Source organism: Collinsella aerofaciens, from assembly GCF_032584215.1.
Lineage (GTDB): Bacteria > Actinomycetota > Coriobacteriia > Coriobacteriales > Coriobacteriaceae > Collinsella.
In genome coordinates, this window is record NZ_JAWHPN010000013.1 from 24,660 (window position 1) to 42,622 (window position 17,963).

The window sequence follows — 17,963 nt, forward strand, 5'->3', positions numbered from 1 at the left end:
ACGGCCCCCGTTTTGGCTCTGACGACGCTAAAACGGGGGCTGTTTTTTGCTTTTTCGTCTCTGAGGGGCATCCGGAACGGTGGAATTTGCAGAATACTCGCGATTTTGCACATCGCTACAGGGGGTACCTTTGCTTTGGCGGTTTACTTGCCCTGCACCATGGTGAGCGAGATCTTCTTGCGGTCGCGATCGACCTTTTCGACCCACACCTTGACCGTGTCACCGACGCGCACGACGTCGCTGGGGTGCTTGACAAAGCGGTTGGCCAGCTTGGAGATATGTACGAGGCCGTCCTGGTGCACTCCCACGTCGACGAAGGCGCCAAAGTCCACAACGTTGCGCACCGTGCCCTTGAGTTCCATGCCGGGTTCCAGGTCGTCGATGGAAAGCGCCGAGCGGCTAAAGACCACCTCGGGCGCGTCGTCGCGCGGGTCGCGGCCGGGCTTCTTGAGCTCGTTGACGATGTCGATGAGCGTAAGGGTGCCGCAGTCCAGGTCGCTTGCCAGCGCCGAGATGCTGCCCAGACGGCGCTCGATGTCGGGCACGCCGCCACGGCTGAGCTCGCTTGCCGCAACGCCGGCACGCTCCAGGACGGCCGTGGCCACCTCGTAGCTCTCGGGGTGGACGCTTGTCGCGTCGAGCGGGTTCTTGCCGCCGCTGATGCGCAAAAAGCCTGCAGCGTTGAGATATGCCTTGGGTCCCAGCTTGGGGACCTTCTTAAGCTGACGGCGATCGGTAAAGGCGCCGTTTTCCTCGCGGTAGGCCACGATGTTTTTGGCCACGCTCGGCGTGATGCCCGATACGTATCCCAGTAGGCTCGCGCTCGCGGTGTTGACGTCGACGCCCACGCGGTTGACGACGTCCTCCACCACATGGCCCAGGGTGCGCGAAAGCTCGGCCTGGTCAAGGTCGTGCTGGTACTGGCCAACGCCGATGGACTGGGGCGGAATCTTGACGAGCTCTGCCAACGGGTCCTGCAGGCGGCGGCCCAGGCTCATGGCGCCGCGCACGGTGACGTCCAGGTCGGGGTATTCCTGGCTGGCGAGCTCGGAGGCGGAGTACACCGATGCGCCGGCCTCGTTGACGATGGTGTAGCGAAGGCTGGGCGCCTGCTCGGCAATGAACTCCGAGACGACTTCCTCGGTCTCGCGGCTGGCGGTGCCGTTGCCGATGACGATGGTGTTGACGCCGTCCTTTTTGACGAGGCGGGCGAGCTCGCGCTTGGTGCCGGAGACGTCGTGGCGCGGCTTGGTGGGATAGACCACGCCGTGGTCGAGCAGCTTGCCGGTCTCGTCCATGACAGCGACCTTGCAGCCGGTGCGGTAGCCCGGATCGAGCGCGAGCACGCGGGCACCGCGCACGGGGCGTGCCGAGAGCAGGCCCTCGAGATTCTTGGCAAAGACATTGATGGCCTCGGTCTGCGCACGGACGGTGAGTTTGGCGCGGGCCTCGCGCTCCAGCGAGGGGGCCATGAGGCGCTTGTAGCCGTCGGCGATGGCGGCGTCAAAGACGGGCGCGAAGACGCCCTGGCGTCGGGGCCAACGGCTGCCGAGGCGTGCCGTGGCGGCGGCGCCGTCGACGTTCACGCGCACGCGGAGCTTGCCCTCGCGCTCACCGCGGTCGATAGCCAGCACGCGGTGGTTGGGTATACGGCGCAGCGGCTCATCATAGCTGTAGTACGGCTCGTAGGGGGTCTTCTCGGTGGGGTCGGTGGCCTCGACGACGATGTCTGCGGTGTTTTGCGTAAAGGCGCGCAGGTCGGCGACGTTCTCGGGGTCCTCGGCCACCGTCTCGGCCACGATGTCCGCCGCACCGGCGAGCGCCTTCTCGGGCGTGTCGAAGCCGGCCTCCTCGTTGACGTAGGCCGCGGCGGCGTCGAGTGCGCTGCCCTTGGCCGAGGCCTGCATGATGATCATGTTGGCGAGCGGCTCCAGGCCTGCCTCGCGGGCCTTCTGCGCGCGGGTCATGCGCTTTTTGCGGTAGGGCTTGTAGAGGTCCTCGACACGCTGGAGCTGCGTGGCCTCGCGAATCTGCTGCTCGAGCTCGGGCGTGAGCTTGCCCTGTGCGTCGATGAGCAGAATGACGTCCTCTTTACGCTGCTCAAGATTGCGCAGGTAGGACAGGCGCTCGTCGAGTGTGCGCAGGGCGACGTCGTCCATGCCGCCCGTGGCTTCCTTGCGGTAGCGCGAGATAAAGGGGATGGTGTTGCCCTCGTCGATGAGCTTGACGGCCGCCTCGATGTTGGCGGCCTTAAGGTTGAGCTCGTGGGCGAGCTGGGTGATAAGATCCATGGGACTCCTTGCGTTTAAGGTGCGTTTGCAGCACAGGGCTACCAAGGATACCACCCGTCTCAAAAGACTGTTTTGGGGCCGCGCCACGAAAGCGGCCTATCTACTACGTTTAACCCGTATGGGTCGACCATCCCCCGGTTTTCCGAAAATACGCAACCTGTCTACCTGCGGTTTTTATTTCGCAAAATTCGGTATGGTTGAGGGTTGTCGGTTAAACGTAGTAGATAGGTCCATTTCGTGGCGAACGAACCAAGCTGAGGCGCAAAATGGCCCCCGCCCCAGAAAAATCGTCGGCAAGGTAGCAAAAAGCCCCGCGGGCAGGAGGCTGCTCGCGGGGCAAAGAAGAGGGGCTTATTGGTGGCGGACCGAAGGGTTCGGCATGGGGTTTCTGCCGCGGTCGCTCTTAAGGCATTACAGCTCGACGAGCTGGCCGGTCTCGGCGGCCTCCTTGATAGCGTTGAGAAGCGTGAGCGTCTTAACGTTGTCGGCGGGGGTCACGACGGGCTCGACCTCGCGGCGGACAACCTTCACAAAGTGCTTGAGCTGCATCTTGTGCGGCAGTGCCGGGTCGACGGCCGGAATCTCCATCTGCAGCGGCTTGTGCCAGTTGGAGGCGCCGTCGTAGGAGAACTGGTGCAGGCGGGGCAGCGACAGGGCGCCCTTAGTGCCGCCGATAAAGTAGGCGTCGGCGTCGAAGGGGCGGTACTGCGGGTCCTCGCGAGCGGTTGCCTCCCAGTTCCAGGGGCTGGCGGTGGCGTCGGAGATGGTCATGCTTGCGAGCGCGCCATCGGCAAAACGGACGTTGACCACGGCGGAGTCCTCGGTCTCAAAACCGCGGGCGGCGCTGGACTGCATACCCTGGACGGCAACGGGCTCGCCCAGCAGATAGCGGAGCAGGTCGACGTCGTGAACCAGGTTGACCAAGATCGGGCCGGCACCCTTCTTGCGGCGCCACTCGACATCGAAGTACTCGTCATTCTTATAGATCATGTAGTGGAAGCTCGACACGGTGAGCTTGCCCAGCTCGCCGGACTCGATGATCTCCTTGGCCTTGTTGACGAAGGGGTTGTGGCGACGGTGCTGACCCACGAGCACGGGCACGCCGGCGGTCTCGGCCTCGGCGGCGAAGGCCTGGGCATCTTCCAGGTCGTTGGAGATCGGCTTTTCGACCAGCGGCACGATGTTGCGCTTTACGGCCTCGCGGGCAACGCCCAGGTGTAGGTCGTTGGGGGTGGCGATGATGACGGCCTCGGGCTTGACCTCGTCCATCATCTGGGCGGGATCGGTATAAAACGGCACGCCGGCGGCCTCGGCCGTGGCGCGGGCGCCCTCAAAGGCGTCGGCGATGGCGACGAGCTCGGCCTCGGGCTCCTCGGTGACAAAGCGGATGTGGTTGCGGCCCATGGCGCCGGCGCCGATAACGGCAATGCGGACGGGGTTGAGCTCAGACATTTCGACTCCTTAATACTGGTGACCGGTGGAATGCGACAAAGGGGCTGTCCCTTTGTCGCATCGGTAAAACTAGGCGGACTTCTTCTTGCTGTCGGAGACCATCATGTAGACGGTGAGCACGACGGCGATGGCGGCGATCACAATGGCGCCGTAGAAGGACTGCTGGTAGGCGGCGCTGCCGGCCTCGGCGTGATACAGCACGGCGGTGATGGGCTGGCTGATCCAGGTGGAAGCGGCGTAGCCCAAAAACATGATGCCGTAGTTGACACCGATGTTGCTGGTGCCAAAGGCGCCGCCGGTGAGCGGCGGGTAGATGACGAGCAGGGCGCCAAAGCTAAAGCCGAGCAGGGCGAGCGCCACAAAGAACATGGCCTGCGTAAAGCTCATCGACATGATGACGAGGGCGACGATGGTGACGACAAGGCTGATGAGCAGCGACTTGTAAGCACCGAGCTTGTCGATGATCTGACCAAAGGACAGGCGACCGACCAGGTTGGCGCAGGTGTTGACGGAGACGACCATGCCGCCGAGGGCGACGGCCGCGGCGCTCGTGGGATCGGCGAAGAGCTGGACGGCGGCGATGGAGGCAACCTTGCCCACGAGCAGAGTACCGGCGGTGGCGGCAAAGGCGAAGGTGATGATGAGGACCCAGAAGCGCGGGGTCTTGACCATCTCGCCCGGGGTGAGGTCGCCGAAGGTGCCGGCGTGCGCGCCGCCCTTGGGGGCCTCGAAGCCCTCGGGCAGCCAACCGGCCTCGGGGGCTTTCAGGAGCAGGGCGGAGGCGGCGATCATCACAAAGAAGATGACGCCGAGCGCCTTAAGGGCGCCAAAGATACCCAGGCTCGGGATGAGCAGCGAGGCGAGCACTGGGGACAGTACGGCGGGACCGGCGGTCGAAGCGGCCAGGGTGATGCCGGAGGCGAGACCCTTCTTGTCGATGAACCACTTTTGGCCGGTGGTGAGCGCGGGGTTGTAGCCCAGGCCGTTGCCGATAGCGGCGACGAGCGAGAACCACAGGTAGAACTGCCACGGCTCGGTGACGGTGCCGGACATGAACCAGCCCACGCCGTAGCACACGGCGGCGGCGATCACGACGTTGCGCGGGCCGATCTTATCGGAGATGCGGCCGGCGAAGATGCCCGTCACGGCCATGATGGTCTGAAAGACCGGGAAGGCCCAGGTAAGAGCGCTCGACCACTCGGGGTAGACGGCGAGTAGGTTCTTGCTCACGACGGAATACAGCGCGATGGAGCTGATGAAGAACATGGTGACGCACGCGGCGGAAAGCACGACGGCGCGACCCTTGTTGGAGTTGCTGGAAGCCATTGGACTCTTTCTAATCGATGCGGGGGAGGAGCGGGCGTGTCTGCGGGTCCTCCCTGTCGGGTTGGTTTACTGGTCAGTCGGCTTGGCGACGCCGGACTCATCGGACCAGAGCTCGACACCCTTGTTCTTAAGGTAGTTGTCGGCATAGGCGCGACGGCCGCCGGGCTTGGCGGTGAGGTCGCCCATCATGTTGGAGAAGCCGCCGTCGACCTTGATGGCGTCGCCGGTGGTAAAGTCCGAGCGCTTGGACGCCAGGAACATGACGGCGTTGGCGATATCGCTGACCTCGCCGATGCGGCGCGTGGCGATCAGGCGGCTGCGGCTCTTTTCGACCTCGGGGTCGGCGTAGAAGTTGGCCGACATCGGGGTCTTAACGAAGCAAGGCTCGACGCAGTTGGAGCGGACGCCGTAGGAGCCCCACTCGGCGGCGAGCATCTTGGACATCATGTTGACGCCGGCCTTGGTGGAGCTGTACACGCCCGAGAACGTCTCGGGGGAGTGGCTGGCAACGGTCGAGATGTGCACCAGGCGGCCCTGGCCGGCCTTGATCATCTCGCGACCAAAGCGCTGCGAGGTGATGAAGTAACCGGTGAGGTTGACGTTGAGCACCTGCTCCCAGTCGCTCAGCGGCAGGTCCTCCATGGCGGCGAAGCGCAGGATGCCGGCGGTGTTGACGAGGACGTCGACGCGGCCGAAGTCGGTGATGGTGGCGTCGACGGCGGCCTGAACCTCGGCCTCATCGGTGGCGTTCATCTTGTAACCCTCGGCGTGGATGCCAAACTCGGCGGCGAGGTCGGCGGCTGCGGCCTTGACCTTTTCCTCGTCCAGGTCGAGCAGGACGACGTTGGCGCCGTTGCGGGCGAACTCGCGGCAAATCTCGACGCCCATACCGCCGAGCGCGCCAGTCACGGCGCAGACATCGCCCTCGAGCTTAAGCCAATTGCTCATAGGAACTTCCCTTCTTGTGCCTCCCGGTGGGTCGCTCCCATTAACCGACCCACGTGGTTTTCGCTGGTTATCGTATGCTTTGCATTTGCGCAGGTGAATTGCATATTTGTTAGAATGGCGTTAACCGTAGGTTTATACTGTGCGATGCAGTTTTTCTCAATCGAGCGCGTGACCTGCCAAAACGACCCCCTGTGGCGCCATGCGTTCACAGGCGCGAAAACGGGAGATTGACGTGTACGATCGACGACTCGAGGCCATATCGGCCGCCGCGGAGCTGGGAAGCTTCTCACGTGCGGCGGCAAAATTGCGCGTGTCGACCCCGGCGCTCGTCAAACAAGTGTCGGGTTTCGAGGCCGAGTTTGGCATCACGTTGTTCGAGCGCTCGCATTCGGGTGTTAAGGTGACGCCGGCGGGCGCTCTGCTGGTGGACGACGCGCGCTCGATCATGCGGCAGTCCGAGGACGCGCTGCGCCGCGCCCGACGCGCGGCGGGCGATGGCGGTGCCGTGCGTCTGGGTGTGTCGATGATGTGCCCGGGGCGCCAGACGCTGTCGATGTGGTCGGGCATCCACGATCTGGAACCGTCGCTGCGATTTGAGATCGTGCCGGTAAGCGACCTCTATGACGAGCGCGAGACCGTCATGCGCAGCTTGGGCCGCGAGGTCGATGTGGTGCAGTCGAGTTTTTCGACCCCGCGCTGGGGTGACGCCTGCCAAAAGCTCCGCATTGTCAACGTGCCGTTTTATATCGACCTGCCGCGCACGAGCCCGCTGGCGCGCAAGAATCGCATTGCGGTCGCCGACTTGGAGGGCATGCGTCTGCGCGTGCTCCGCCACGGCAACGACGCTATGGACAGCCTGCGTATCGATCTTTTGGCAGACGGCGGCGTGGATGTGATCGATGTGGATAGCTTTGACTTTGCGCTCTTTAACGAGGCGGAGGAAAAGGGCGACGCGGTGCTCACCTGCGGGGCGTGGTCGGGGGTGCACCCGGCCTTTGTGGGCGTGCCGTTCCTATGTGGTCGCGAGGTGCCGGTCTTTTTGCACTATCCGCTCGAGCCCACCCTCCAAGTCCAAAAATTCGTCAACGCCATGGCCCAACTCCTCAAGTAGCTCATTTGGCGCGGGTAGTCTTTTTGGGACGGGGCTTTTTTAGCTACCCAATCTGGTGCCGTCGAAGCATGACGCCGTATTTGGCACAGGGTAGCTAAAAAGCCCCGTCCCAAAAAGACTAACAAAACGAGGCCCTGGCCAAACGGCCAGGGCCTCACTAACTTTATTCCGTTCTAAATGACGGGTTGATTGCGCGCAAGAGGGTGCCCCGGGGCGGCGGGGTATTTCCTCCGTGCTCAAACATTCTCGCTTCGCTGCGAAACTGCGCGCGGAGGAAATACCCCGCCGCCCCGGGGCACCCTCCGTCAGTAACCGTTCCTACTCCAGCTCAAACGCTCCCGTGTACAGCTGGTAGTAATACCCGCGCTTGGCGATCAGTTCGTCGTGGTTGCCGCGCTCAATGATGCGGCCGTGGTCCAGGCAGATGATCGCGTCGGAGTTGCGCACGGTGGACAGGCGGTGTGCGATGACAAATGTCGTGCGGCCCTCCATGAGCTTGTCCATGCCGGCTTGCACGATAGCCTCGGTGCGGGTGTCGATGGAGCTCGTGGCCTCGTCCAGGATCATCGCCGGCGGATCGGCGACGGCAGCGCGTGCAATCGAAATCAGCTGGCGCTGGCCTTGCGACAGCTGGGCGCCGTTGCCGGTGAGCATCGTGTCGTAGCCGTCGGGCAGGCGGGTGATAAAGTCGTCCGCGCCCGCGAGCTTGGCCGCTGCGATGCACTCCTCGTCGGTGGCATCCAAGTTGCCGTAGCGGATGTTATCCATCACGGTGCCGGTGAACAGGTTCACGTCCTGCAGCACCACGCCCAGCGAGCGGCGCAGATCGGCCTTGCGAATCTTATTGACGTTGATGCCGTCGTAGCGAATCTTGCCGTCGGCGATGTCGTAGAAGCGGTTGATGAGGTTGGTGATGGTCGTCTTACCGGCACCGGTGGCGCCGACAAACGCGACCTTCTGGCCCGGCTTGGCAAACACAGACACGCCGTGCAGCACCTCGTGGTCGGGCGTGTAGCCAAAGTCGACGTTGTCCATGACCAGGTCGCCGCGCAGCGGCACGTACTCAATCTCGCCGGTTGCGCGGTGCGGATGTTTCCATGCCCACATGCCGGTGTGGTGGTCGGCTTCCTCGAGCTGCCAGGTATCGGGGTTCACCTGCGCGTTGACGAGCGTCACATAGCCTTCGTCGGCCTCGGGCTCCTCGTCGATGAGTTCAAAGATACGGTCGGCGCCGGCGAGGCCCATGACCACGGCGTTGATCTGCTGCGAGATCTGACCGATCTGTCCGCAGAACTGCTTGGTCATGTTGAGGAACGGCACCACGACGGCGATGGACAGCGCCATGCCCGAGATGCTCAGGTTGGGCACGCCCAGCGCCAGGAAAATGCCGCCTGCCAGTGCGACCAGCACGTAGAGCAGGTTGCCCAGGTTCATAAGGATAGGCATGAGGATGTTGGCGTACATGTTGGCCTTCTGCGAGACCTCGAAGAGCTTTTCGTTGCGCTCGTCAAAATCGGCCTCGGCGGCAGACTCGTGGCAGAATGCCTTGACGACCTTCTGGCCGTTCATGACTTCCTCGATATGGCCCTCGACAACGCCGAGCTCGGTCTGCTGTGCAATAAAGAAGCGCGCGGAGTTGGAGCCGAGCAGCTTGGTCATAAAGGTCATAAAGGCGACGCCTGCCACAATGACCAGGCACATCCAAACGCTGTAGTACAGCATGATAAAGAACACCGTGACGATGACGATGGTCGTCATGAGCAGGTTGGGCAGCGACTGGCTGATCATCTGGCGCAGCGTGTCGATGTCGTTGGTGTAGTGGCTCATGATGTCGCCGCGCTGGTGCGTGTCGAAGTAGCGAATCGGCAGGTCCTGCATGCGGTTGAACATCTTCTCGCGCAGCTTCTCGAGCGAGCCCTGCGTGACGATGGCCATGGCGCGGTTCCAGAACAGCGAGGACAGGATGCCGACGCCGTAGATGCAGGCGAGGGTGGTCACGAGCTGTGCGATCTTGGGCTGTGCAGCTTCCCAATCGCCCGACTGCCACGATTCGCTAATAATCTGCAGGGCGCTCTGAAGGAAGGTCGCACCGATGGAGTTGATGATGGCGCAGAGCACCACGCCGACGACGACGAGGGGCAAAAGCACGGGGTAGAAGCCAAAGAGCGTCTTGATGAGGCGCGACATGGTGCCACCCTTGCGGTTGAGCGCGCGCTCGGCGGTCGTTGCCTTACTCATGTGCCTCGCCTCCTTCCTGGGTCTGAGCTTGTGTTGCGGATGCCTCGGTGTCGGCCTCGACGGCCTCTTCGCCTTCGGCAGACATCTTGTTTTGCGAGGTGAAGGTCTCGCGGTAGATCTCGCTCGTCTTGAGCAGCTCGTCGTGGTTGCCGATCTGAGCGATACGGCCGCCCTCCATGACGATGATGCGGTCTGCATCCTGCACGGAGCTAATGCGCTGGGCGATGATGAGCTTGGTCGTGTTGGGCAGATAGCTTGCCAGCCCTGCGCGGATCTTGGCGTCGGTCTTGGTGTCGACGGCGCTGGTGGAGTCGTCCAGGATCAAGATCTTGGGGCGACGCAGCAGGGCACGCGCAATGCACAGGCGCTGCTTCTGACCGCCGGAAACATTGGAGCCGCCCTGTTCGATCCAGGTGTCATAGCCCTTGGGGAAGCCATCGACAAACTCGTCGGCACAGGCCAGATGTGCCGCCTCGCGGACCTCTTCGTCGGTGGCGTTCGGGTCGCCCCAACGCAGATTCTCGGCGATGGTGCCGCTAAACAGCACGTTTTTCTGCAGCACCATGGCGACCTGGTGGCGCAGGGCGTCCAAGTCGTAGTCGCGCACATCCACGCCGCCTACGCGCACGGTGCCTTCGGTGGCGTCGTACAGGCGGGCGATGAGGTTTACGAGCGTGGACTTGGCCGAGCCGGTGCCGCCGATGATGCCGATGGTCTCGCCGCTCTTAATGTGCAGGTCGATATCGTCGAGCGCTTGGCGCTTCGCATGCGCGGAATACTTAAAGCTCACGTGGTCAAAGTCGATGGAGCCATCGGCGACCTCGAGCACGGGCTCGGCGGGATCGGCGATCGTGGGCTCGGCGGCCAGCACCTCGGTGATGCGGTGCGCCGATTCGTCGGCCATGGTCACCATGGCAAAGATCATCGACAACTGCATCAGACTCATGAGGATTTGGAAGCCATAGGTAAAGATCGAGGAGAGCTGGCCCACGTCGAACAGCGTGCCCTGGCTCGTGATGATGAGCTTGGAGCCCAGGTAGATGATGACGACAAACGCGCCGTTGACGCAGATGTTCATCATGGGGTTGTTAAAGGCGAGCAGCTTCTCGGCGCGGGTGAAGTCCATCTGGACGTCGCGTGCGGCGGTCGCGAACTTTTCCTTCTCAAAGTCTTCGCGCACATAGCTCTTAACTACGCGCATGCCGGTGACGTTTTCCTCGACGGACTCGTTAAGGGCGTCGTACTTGTGGAACACGCGCGAGAAGATGGGGCGCACCTTAAAGATGATAAAGAACAGCCCAAAGCCCAGCAGCGGAATGATGACCAGGTAGACCATAGCGACGCTGCCGCCCATGATAAATGCCATGGTAAAGGCGAAGATCAATACCAGCGGCGCGCGCACGGCGATACGGATGATCATCATAAAGGCCTGCTGCACGTTGTTGATATCGGTGGTCAGGCGCGTGACGAGCGAGGAGCTCGAGAACTCATCGATGTTGGCAAAGCTGAACGTCTGGATCTTGTAGAACAGGTCGTGACGCAGGTTCTTAGCGAAGCCGCAACTCGCATGGCTGCAGGTGACGCCGGCAGCGGCGCCAAAAGCAAGCGACGTCAGCGCGATGAGCACCAAAAAGCCCGCGGTGGGAAGCATCTCGGCTACGGTGGCGCCGTCTTTGATGGCGTCGATCAGGTTGGCGGTGATAAATGGAATCAGCATCTCGCAGAGTACCTCGCCAAGCACGAGCAATGGCGTGGCAACAGTGACTTTCATATAGTCGCGGATGCTGCCCATGAGGGTTTTAATCATCCAGTTCCTCCCAGGTTACACGGATTTTCTCGAGCATTTCGGCGAGCTGCTCGCGCTCGTCGTGGTTGAGGGCACCAAAGGCCTGCTCTCTAAAGCGAATGCGGGCTGCCTGGTCGATGCGGGCGTTTTCCCGGCCGGTTTCGGTCAGGCGAATGGTGAGCTGCCGTCGATCCTTGGGGTTACGGCTGCGCTCGATGAGGCCGTTGAGCTCGAGCTTGGACAGGATCTCGGAAAGCGACCCCGGCTTGAGGTCAAAGTGCATGCCGAGTTCCTGCTGCGACATCTCGCCGCCGGGTTGCTTGGCCAGCAGGCAGATGATGGGCGCCTTGCCGGACACGCCTCCGCCATGAAAATGCATGTAATGGCCGCAAAAGCCCAGGCCATTGAGGATGCGCTTGGCAAGCTTGTCTTCTGAGCTAACCGCTTCGGGTGCATCCGCCGGCTGTGACGGGTCGCCGTCGGGCTCGTGCGAACAAAGGTTAAGAGGTTCATCGCACATGAATTAGTGTTGCTCCTTTCTTTAGTTAGGTAGTGGAATTGTTTTGTGCCTAACCAATCTAGGAGCATGAGAAATGAATGTCAAGGTACCAAACTAGTGGTTACGCGGTTTTACCAAACCGCGTAACGGCTCGACGCTGCGCGGGCCGCATTTGGACAATCTGACGTTCAACTTCAAGGGCGCGACCAGAAGGTCAGCGCCCTTTCGTTTCACGTCACCTTGTCTCAAATGCGACCCGCTCGCTGCCGCTGCCAAAACATCGGGGAGTAGTCATTGGGGACGTTCTTAAACGACTAGTCGTTGGGGACGTTCTTGTTTGACTAGTCATTTAAGAACGTCCCCAACGACTAACTTCCTTCCCGTAACCTTTCCGCAACAATTCGACCTCCACGGCACCAGCGCCCGCCTGCCGTGCTCCCTGCGCTACACTTAGTCGCACTGTGGCGCTGCTGCGCCGTGCCCGAACCAAGGGAGACCCTCATGAAGAACACTCAGCTGCTGCTGATCAACGATATGTGCGGCTACGGCAAGGTCGCGCTTTCTGCCATGCTGCCGGTGCTGTCGCACATGGGCTACCGTATCCATAACCTGCCGACGGCGCTTGTGTCCGATACGCTCAACTATCCCAAGTTCTACATCCACGACACCACCGAGTACGTGCGCCAGAGCCTCGCCATCTGGGAGGAGCTCGGCTTTGAGTTCGACGCCATCTCGACCGGCTTTATCGTGACCGAGGAAGAGACGCGCATCATCTCGGACTTTTGCCACCGCCGTGCGCAAAAGGGCACCAAGGTGTTCGTCGACCCCATCATGGGCGACAACGGCAAGCTCTATGCGGGCGTGCCCGAGTCCACGATTGGCCTTATGCGGCATCTGCTGGAGTGCGCCGACTACGCGGTTCCCAACTACACCGAGGCGTGCCTGCTTGCCGATAGGCCTATCGCCGAGCAAATTACGCCCGATGAGGCCCGCACCCTTGTGGACGCTGTGCGCGAGCTGGGTGCCAAGTCTGTTGTCATTACGAGCGCCGTAGTCAATGGCACGAACGCGGTTATCGGTTACGACCATGTGGCGGGGGAGTACTTTACAATTCCCTTTGAGCTCATTCCGGTCTATTTCCCGGGCACGGGCGACACGTTCTCGGCGGTGCTCGTCGGCCGCGTTATGGCAGGTTGGAGTCTGCAGCGCGCGACGTCCGATGCCATGCGCGTGGTGGCTGGGCTTATCGAGCGCAATGCCGATCAAGAGGACAAGTCGGCCGGCCTGCCCATCGAGGCCTGCTTGGACGTGATCGACCATGAGTAACGCCGACGAGGGCGGCATCAAGCCTACGGGCGAGAACAAGCCGCTCGGCGCGCCGCGTGGCAAGCGTCCGCGTATCCGCGTGAGCTGCGTGGACCAGCTGGGTGCGTGCCGCTGCCACCATGGTCACAAGCCGGGCGACGTTTTTGACTTTGACCGAGATCGCGGCAAGATGTGCGCCATGGCCTGCCATGTGGGCTTTCCCTATATCGATATCCTGCGCTATGGCGGAACCGTGCCTGGCAACGAGCCCGGTACGGCAAAGTTCTGCTGTCCCGAGGTCGATACGCTGAACGTCTGGCTTGCCGAGATCGTCGACGAATAGTCGAGCGCAATGTGACAAAGGGACAGTCCCTTTGTCACATTCGCCGGTGGTGTTCCTTCTATTGTGCTTGTAATCTCAAATCTCTGCATTTCATCCGATTTTAGGTTCTAAAACTCTGCATTTCATCGATAATCAAGCGTATAAAACTTTGCATTTCATTTGATGACACTGAGGAGGGCCTATGCTGCGCAGGAAAATAGCGGCAGAGCTGGAGCGTTGGCTGAAGTCTTCCGAGCAAAAGGCCTTGTTCATTACGGGTTCTCGCCAGATCGGCAAAAGCTATTCGATTCGCGCATTTGGCAAAGCCAACCATGCAACCTACATCGAGCTTAACCTCATGGAAAATCGCCAGGCAAAAGATGCTCTTCTCGAGGCGCGGGATGCCGATGATTTCATCAGCAGGGTGACGCTTCTTTCGGGAAAGTCGATTGCACCAGGCAAAACGCTCGTGTTTATCGATGAGGTCCAAGAGGCCCCCGACATCATGACAATGGCAAAGTTCCTTGTTGAGGATGGGCGCTGCCACTGGGCGTTTTCGGGGTCAATGCTCGGGACCCAGTTCAAGGGCGTCAGATCCTATCCCGTGGGATATGTTCACGAGCTTAGGATGTTCCCGCTCGATTTTGAGGAGTTTTGCTGGGCAATCGGGGTGAGCGAAGGGGCTCGCCAAACGATACGCGACGCGTGCATCAACGAGAAGCCCATTCCTGGTTACATTCATGACGCGATGATGGCAAACTTCAGGACCTATACCGTTGTCGGCGGAATGCCAGAGGTCGTGCAGCGTTTCCTTGACACGCGGGGCGACCTTGCCTCTGTTCGTCAGCTGCAGTCAGAGCTCAACGAACAGTACCGACGGGATATCTCCAAGTATGCAAGCGGGCGAGCCCTTCAGGTGCAGAGCATCTACGATCAGCTCCCTATTATGCTCGAGGGCGAAAACAAGCGCTTCGTGCTCAATTCCATTGACCCCAAGGCTCACTACGAGAAGTATCAGCGAGATTTTGTATGGCTTGTCGATGCCGGCGTTGCTCTCAAAGCCGATATCGTAACCGAGCCAAAATCGCCCCTGCTCAAGACGGCACGGCCATCGCAGTTCAAGCTATATCAATCGGACACGGGCATGTTGATGGCGCGCTACCCCGTTGGAGTCGCCCAAGCGGCGTATCTTGATAGCAAGGAGCCCAATCTGGGCGGCATTTACGAAAACGTGGTGGCCCAGCAGCTGGCTGCCCAAAATCGCCAGCTTTACTACTATCAGACAAAAAAGCGCGGTGAAGTGGACTTTGTGGTCGATGGACCGGATGGGACGGCTGTTCCGATCGAGGTTAAATCGGGCTCCTATTACCACGCGCACGCCGCGCTCGGTCATGTGCTTGATACGGCTGAATATGGCGTAAGGCTCGGGGTTGTTTTCTCGAGAGGCAACGTTGAGCGCAACGGAGCAGTTCTCTATTTGCCGCTATATGCGACCTGGGCCCTTTCGGATGTTTTGGGCGACTCCTGTGCCGAGGGGGTAAAGTTGGAGGTCAAGCCGGTCTAGGGCCAGTCCCTTTGTCACATTCATGAGTGTGGATTTTCTCCCACCGAGATAACGAGCGTGGATTTTCTCCCGTTTAGGGCGCACTTGAACGCTCAAAGCGGGAGAAAACCCACGCTCGTTTTATGCCGATGGCGTGGCCCGTGTGTCCGCGCCGCCCGAGCGCCTACAGCTGCTCGAGCATAGCGGTGCAACCGGCGAGTACATCGCGGTAGGTGGCGTCGAAATTGCCGGTGTACCAGGGATCGGCCACGTCGCCGGGGCGATCGGTCCAATCGAGCAGGCGCGAGATCTTGCCATCGGGGTCCTTCCCAAAAATTCGGTACAGGCCACGCGCGTTCTCGGCATCCATATAGACAATGCGATCCCAGTCGCCATACTCCGCGCGACGCACCTGGCGGGCACGGTGCGCAACGACGGGAATCCCGACCTCGCGCAGCTTGGCAACGGTACCGTGGTGTGGCGGGTTGCCGATCTCCTCGGTCGAGGTCGCCGCGGAATCGATGGCAAACTCCGCCTCGCGCCCAGCGCGGCGCACGAGCTCGGTAAACACCGACTCGGCCATCGTCGAGCGGCAGATGTTTCCATAGCAGATAAACAGTACACGTTGCATATGCGGTTTCCTTTCGATCGCCATCATCGAGCTCGAGTATCGCATCTACGCCTGCGCCATCGCCCTCTTGCGTTCCCAGCGAGCCAACTTAATCGTCACCAGCGTAAGCACCCAGGCCACAAGCGAGAACGCGGCACCCACTGCGCCTACATATGCAATGCCAACGCTGCTTACCACGGCGCCGCCCACTGCGGTGCCAAACGAGATGCCGACGTTAAACGCCATGGGCTCAACCGAACTTGCGAGTACCATCGACTTGGGATGGCGGCTGCGTGCCACGTCCATAAAGTGCGTGATGCACGACACCGAGAACAGGTACATGAGCAGCGCCAGGCTAAAGACAAAGACCAGCGCGAGCGGCATGGTGCCGCCCACAGCAAACAGTCCGAGTAACGCTGCAGCCTGCAGCACAAACGTCACGAGTAGCGCCTTCATGCCAAAGCGCGCATCGATCCATCCGCCCAGGATGTTCGAGATCAGGCAGAACACGCCGTAGGCCATGAGCGTGGTACTGGCTTCGACCGTGCCCATGCCCAGCACCTGCTCAAGATAAGGCGTCACGTAGCCGTAGAAAACGTAGACCGACCCCACGCCAAACAAAAAGATGAGCATGCCGGTGATGATGCTCGGCTCGCGTAGCAGACCCGCCTGCTCGCGAAAAGTGGCGGGCTCGTCGGTTTGCCCAGCGCGCGGCATAAACGCCACGAGCGCTCCGCAGATCAGAACGGCAAAGGCCAGCGTGCCGTACATGGCCACGTGCCAATCGAGCGTGTCGGCCACAAACTTGCCGATCGAAGTGACAAAGACCATTGCCACGGAAAACGCACCATATACCACCGAGATGGCAAGCGAAGTTTGCTGCGGAGACAGAAGCTCGGGGATGTACGTCACGCCCACGGCGAGCAGTGCGCCCGAGACGGAGCCTAGGATGATGCGCGAGATGAACAGCACCTGGAAGTTGGGCGCCAACGCCATGACCAGGTTGCCGAGCACAAAGACGATGCTGTAGCACACGAGCAGCTGGTAGCGGCGAAAACGCCCCGTGCTGAGCGCGAGCACCGGCGTCGAGATAGCGTAGATCAGTGCGAACACGCTAATAAGTTGGCCTGCGGTGGCAAGCGATACGCCGAGTTCCGTCGCCAAGTCACTTTCGATGCCGATGACCACGAACTCGGAGCAGCCGAGCGAAAAGCCTAACAACACGAGCAGCGCCAGGCAGAGCTTGGTGCGCGCGGGGGAGAGCGCGGCGGCGGTTGACTTACTTTTTGGCGTGGTTGCGGCGGTCAAGGTTGTCACTCCAATGTCGCGTGAATAAGCGGGATTCAATCCCTGCAACTCTAACAGAATGTGACAAAGGGACAGTCTCTTTGTCACATTCGCGGCGTGGCTGCCGCCCAAACCGTCACAACATTCGATGAAAATCTCGAAAACGAGGAAAAGCGTCGAATGTTGTGATGGTTTTCCTATCTGTGCCGGCGAGCCGCCGTGCCGTCTGGGGGTATAAGGCTAGCAAGCGTTTATTTGCGAGGCCTAAGGGGCGCCCCGTATGGATATCGATAACTTTGAATGGTGGTATAGCGAGGGTGAGGCTCCGGACGAGGAGTGGGACGAGCCCACGCCGCGTGATGTGTCGAGCGACGAGGACGAGACCGGCAACGACGTTGCCGCCGACTCTGACGCCGCCCTCGACCCCGTCGAGCCTCTGACCTTCGAACAAGCTTGGGCCCAGGCCGAGGCAGACGAGGCCAAGGCTGACGCTACGGCCACGCTCGGCGAGCCGGCCGACATGTCAATCTCGCCGGCAAAGACCCCGCAGCCGCGCCACACCATCGATCCCGGCAGCACGGCATCCTTCAGTATTCTCGACGTGCCCTCGCAGGGTGCTCAGGCGCCCGCGCCCACACGTCGTCCCAATCTGTCTCGCGAGGAAGATGCAGGACGTCGCTCTCCGCTCGGCCCCATCCTTATCGCCTTCATGGCCGGCGTTATCGCATGCTCGGTAATTGGAAACGTCTGGAGCCATGTTGAACAACAGCGAAAAGACGCCGCCAAGGTCGAGATGTCTGTCGAGCAATCGCTCGGTCGTACGCGCTCGGTGCATGTGTCGGTCGAGGTCAAGGACGGCGCGACGTGGGACACCGCGCGCGGCGACAGCCAAATGCTCATCCACATCGTGGGGCGCACGCTCAAAGGGCAGACGATTGACGAGTATCAATACGTCAATTCCGCTGGTGACGGCATCGAGCTCAAGCCTGGCGACTACGAGCTCACGGTCGATGAACCGCCCGTCGCCACCGACGGCACGCGCTTCCGCGCCTCAAAGCGCATGGTTCCCGTGAACTTTAACTCACAGGCGCCCGACACGGTCGACACCACACCGCAGGGCGGGTTCGACCTTTACGTAGATACCCAGTAGGCGCTCGCCGCTCATTCCGCTATGGCTACTCAATAATCGCCTGCCGTCCCGTCCCGCCGCCAAGAGTGGGACAATAGCCCTCGACACTATTGTTT

General features: G+C 61.1%; 14 protein-coding genes. 5 read left to right on the plus strand and 9 right to left on the minus strand.

Going from position 1 to position 17,963, the window contains the following annotated elements; genetic code table 11:
* Positions 1–143: 143 nt before the first annotated feature.
* The 4 genes from RX395_RS05170 to RX395_RS05185 form a co-directional block, all read right to left on the minus strand.
* Positions 144–2,291, minus strand: a complete 2,148-nt coding sequence (locus RX395_RS05170) for a Tex family protein (protein WP_316365981.1) — start codon at positions 2,289–2,291, stop codon at positions 144–146.
* Between the two features lie 411 nt (positions 2,292–2,702).
* Positions 2,703–3,743 (minus strand): Gfo/Idh/MocA family protein, encoded by a 1,041-nt coding sequence (locus tag RX395_RS05175; RefSeq protein WP_006235665.1) that lies wholly within the window; start codon positions 3,741–3,743, stop codon positions 2,703–2,705.
* Between the two features lie 69 nt (positions 3,744–3,812).
* Positions 3,813–5,069 carry an MFS transporter gene (locus tag RX395_RS05180; RefSeq protein ID WP_316365984.1) on the minus strand — a complete coding sequence of 419 codons (1,257 nt, stop codon included), beginning with the start codon at positions 5,067–5,069 and terminating at the stop codon, positions 3,813–3,815.
* 66 nt (positions 5,070–5,135) lie between these two features.
* Entirely contained in the window at positions 5,136–6,017 is an 882-nt protein-coding gene (locus RX395_RS05185) for an SDR family NAD(P)-dependent oxidoreductase (RefSeq protein WP_316365985.1), read from the minus strand.
* Between the two features lie 232 nt (positions 6,018–6,249).
* On the opposite strand from RX395_RS05185, the gene RX395_RS05190 reads away from it, so the two are divergent.
* Positions 6,250–7,128 (plus strand): LysR family transcriptional regulator, encoded by an 879-nt coding sequence (locus RX395_RS05190; protein WP_316365987.1) that lies wholly within the window; start codon positions 6,250–6,252, stop codon positions 7,126–7,128.
* Between the two features lie 318 nt (positions 7,129–7,446).
* On the opposite strand, the gene RX395_RS05195 is transcribed toward RX395_RS05190, so the two are convergent.
* Genes RX395_RS05195 through RX395_RS05205 form a run of 3 tightly spaced genes read right to left on the minus strand, consistent with a single transcriptional unit; the run spans position 7,447 to position 11,672 of the window.
* Complete coding sequence (locus tag RX395_RS05195; protein WP_138375128.1) at positions 7,447–9,366, minus strand: ABC transporter ATP-binding protein; 1,920 nt, start codon at positions 9,364–9,366, stop codon at positions 7,447–7,449.
* Entirely contained in the window at positions 9,359–11,173 is a 1,815-nt protein-coding gene (locus RX395_RS05200) for an ABC transporter ATP-binding protein (RefSeq protein ID WP_316365989.1), read from the minus strand. Before RX395_RS05200 ends, RX395_RS05195 begins: the two co-directional genes overlap by 8 nt.
* Positions 11,166–11,672 (minus strand): MarR family winged helix-turn-helix transcriptional regulator, encoded by a 507-nt coding sequence (locus RX395_RS05205; RefSeq protein ID WP_316365990.1) that lies wholly within the window; start codon positions 11,670–11,672, stop codon positions 11,166–11,168. Before RX395_RS05205 ends, RX395_RS05200 begins: the two co-directional genes overlap by 8 nt.
* A 480-nt stretch (positions 11,673–12,152) precedes the next feature.
* Between RX395_RS05205 and RX395_RS05210 the strand changes: the two genes are divergently transcribed.
* From RX395_RS05210 to RX395_RS05220, 3 genes are all read left to right on the plus strand, one after another.
* On the plus strand, positions 12,153–12,977 hold the full coding sequence (locus RX395_RS05210) for a PfkB family carbohydrate kinase (RefSeq protein WP_316365992.1): 825 nt from the start codon (positions 12,153–12,155) through the stop codon (positions 12,975–12,977).
* Positions 12,970–13,299, plus strand: coding sequence for a TIGR04076 family protein (locus tag RX395_RS05215; protein WP_316365994.1), 330 nt, complete (start codon positions 12,970–12,972; stop codon positions 13,297–13,299). Before RX395_RS05210 ends, RX395_RS05215 begins: the two co-directional genes overlap by 8 nt.
* 181 nt (positions 13,300–13,480) lie before the next feature.
* On the plus strand, positions 13,481–14,842 hold the full coding sequence (locus RX395_RS05220; protein ID WP_316365996.1) for an ATP-binding protein: 1,362 nt from the start codon (positions 13,481–13,483) through the stop codon (positions 14,840–14,842).
* Positions 14,843–15,005: 163 nt separating this feature from the next.
* Here RX395_RS05220 and RX395_RS05225 read toward each other — a convergent pair whose 3' ends face one another.
* Entirely contained in the window at positions 15,006–15,452 is a 447-nt protein-coding gene (locus RX395_RS05225) for a low molecular weight protein-tyrosine-phosphatase (protein WP_316365997.1), read from the minus strand.
* 45 nt (positions 15,453–15,497) lie between these two features.
* The gene (locus RX395_RS05230; RefSeq protein WP_316365999.1) at positions 15,498–16,748 is read right to left on the minus strand and encodes an MFS transporter; all 1,251 of its coding nucleotides are present in this window, start codon (positions 16,746–16,748) and stop codon (positions 15,498–15,500) included.
* A gap of 250 nt (positions 16,749–16,998) precedes the next feature.
* On the opposite strand from RX395_RS05230, the gene RX395_RS05235 reads away from it, so the two are divergent.
* Positions 16,999–17,868: a hypothetical protein gene (locus RX395_RS05235; protein ID WP_316366000.1), complete on the plus strand. Its 870-nt coding sequence runs from the start codon at positions 16,999–17,001 to the stop codon at positions 17,866–17,868.
* The last annotated feature ends 95 nt before the right edge of the window (positions 17,869–17,963 follow it).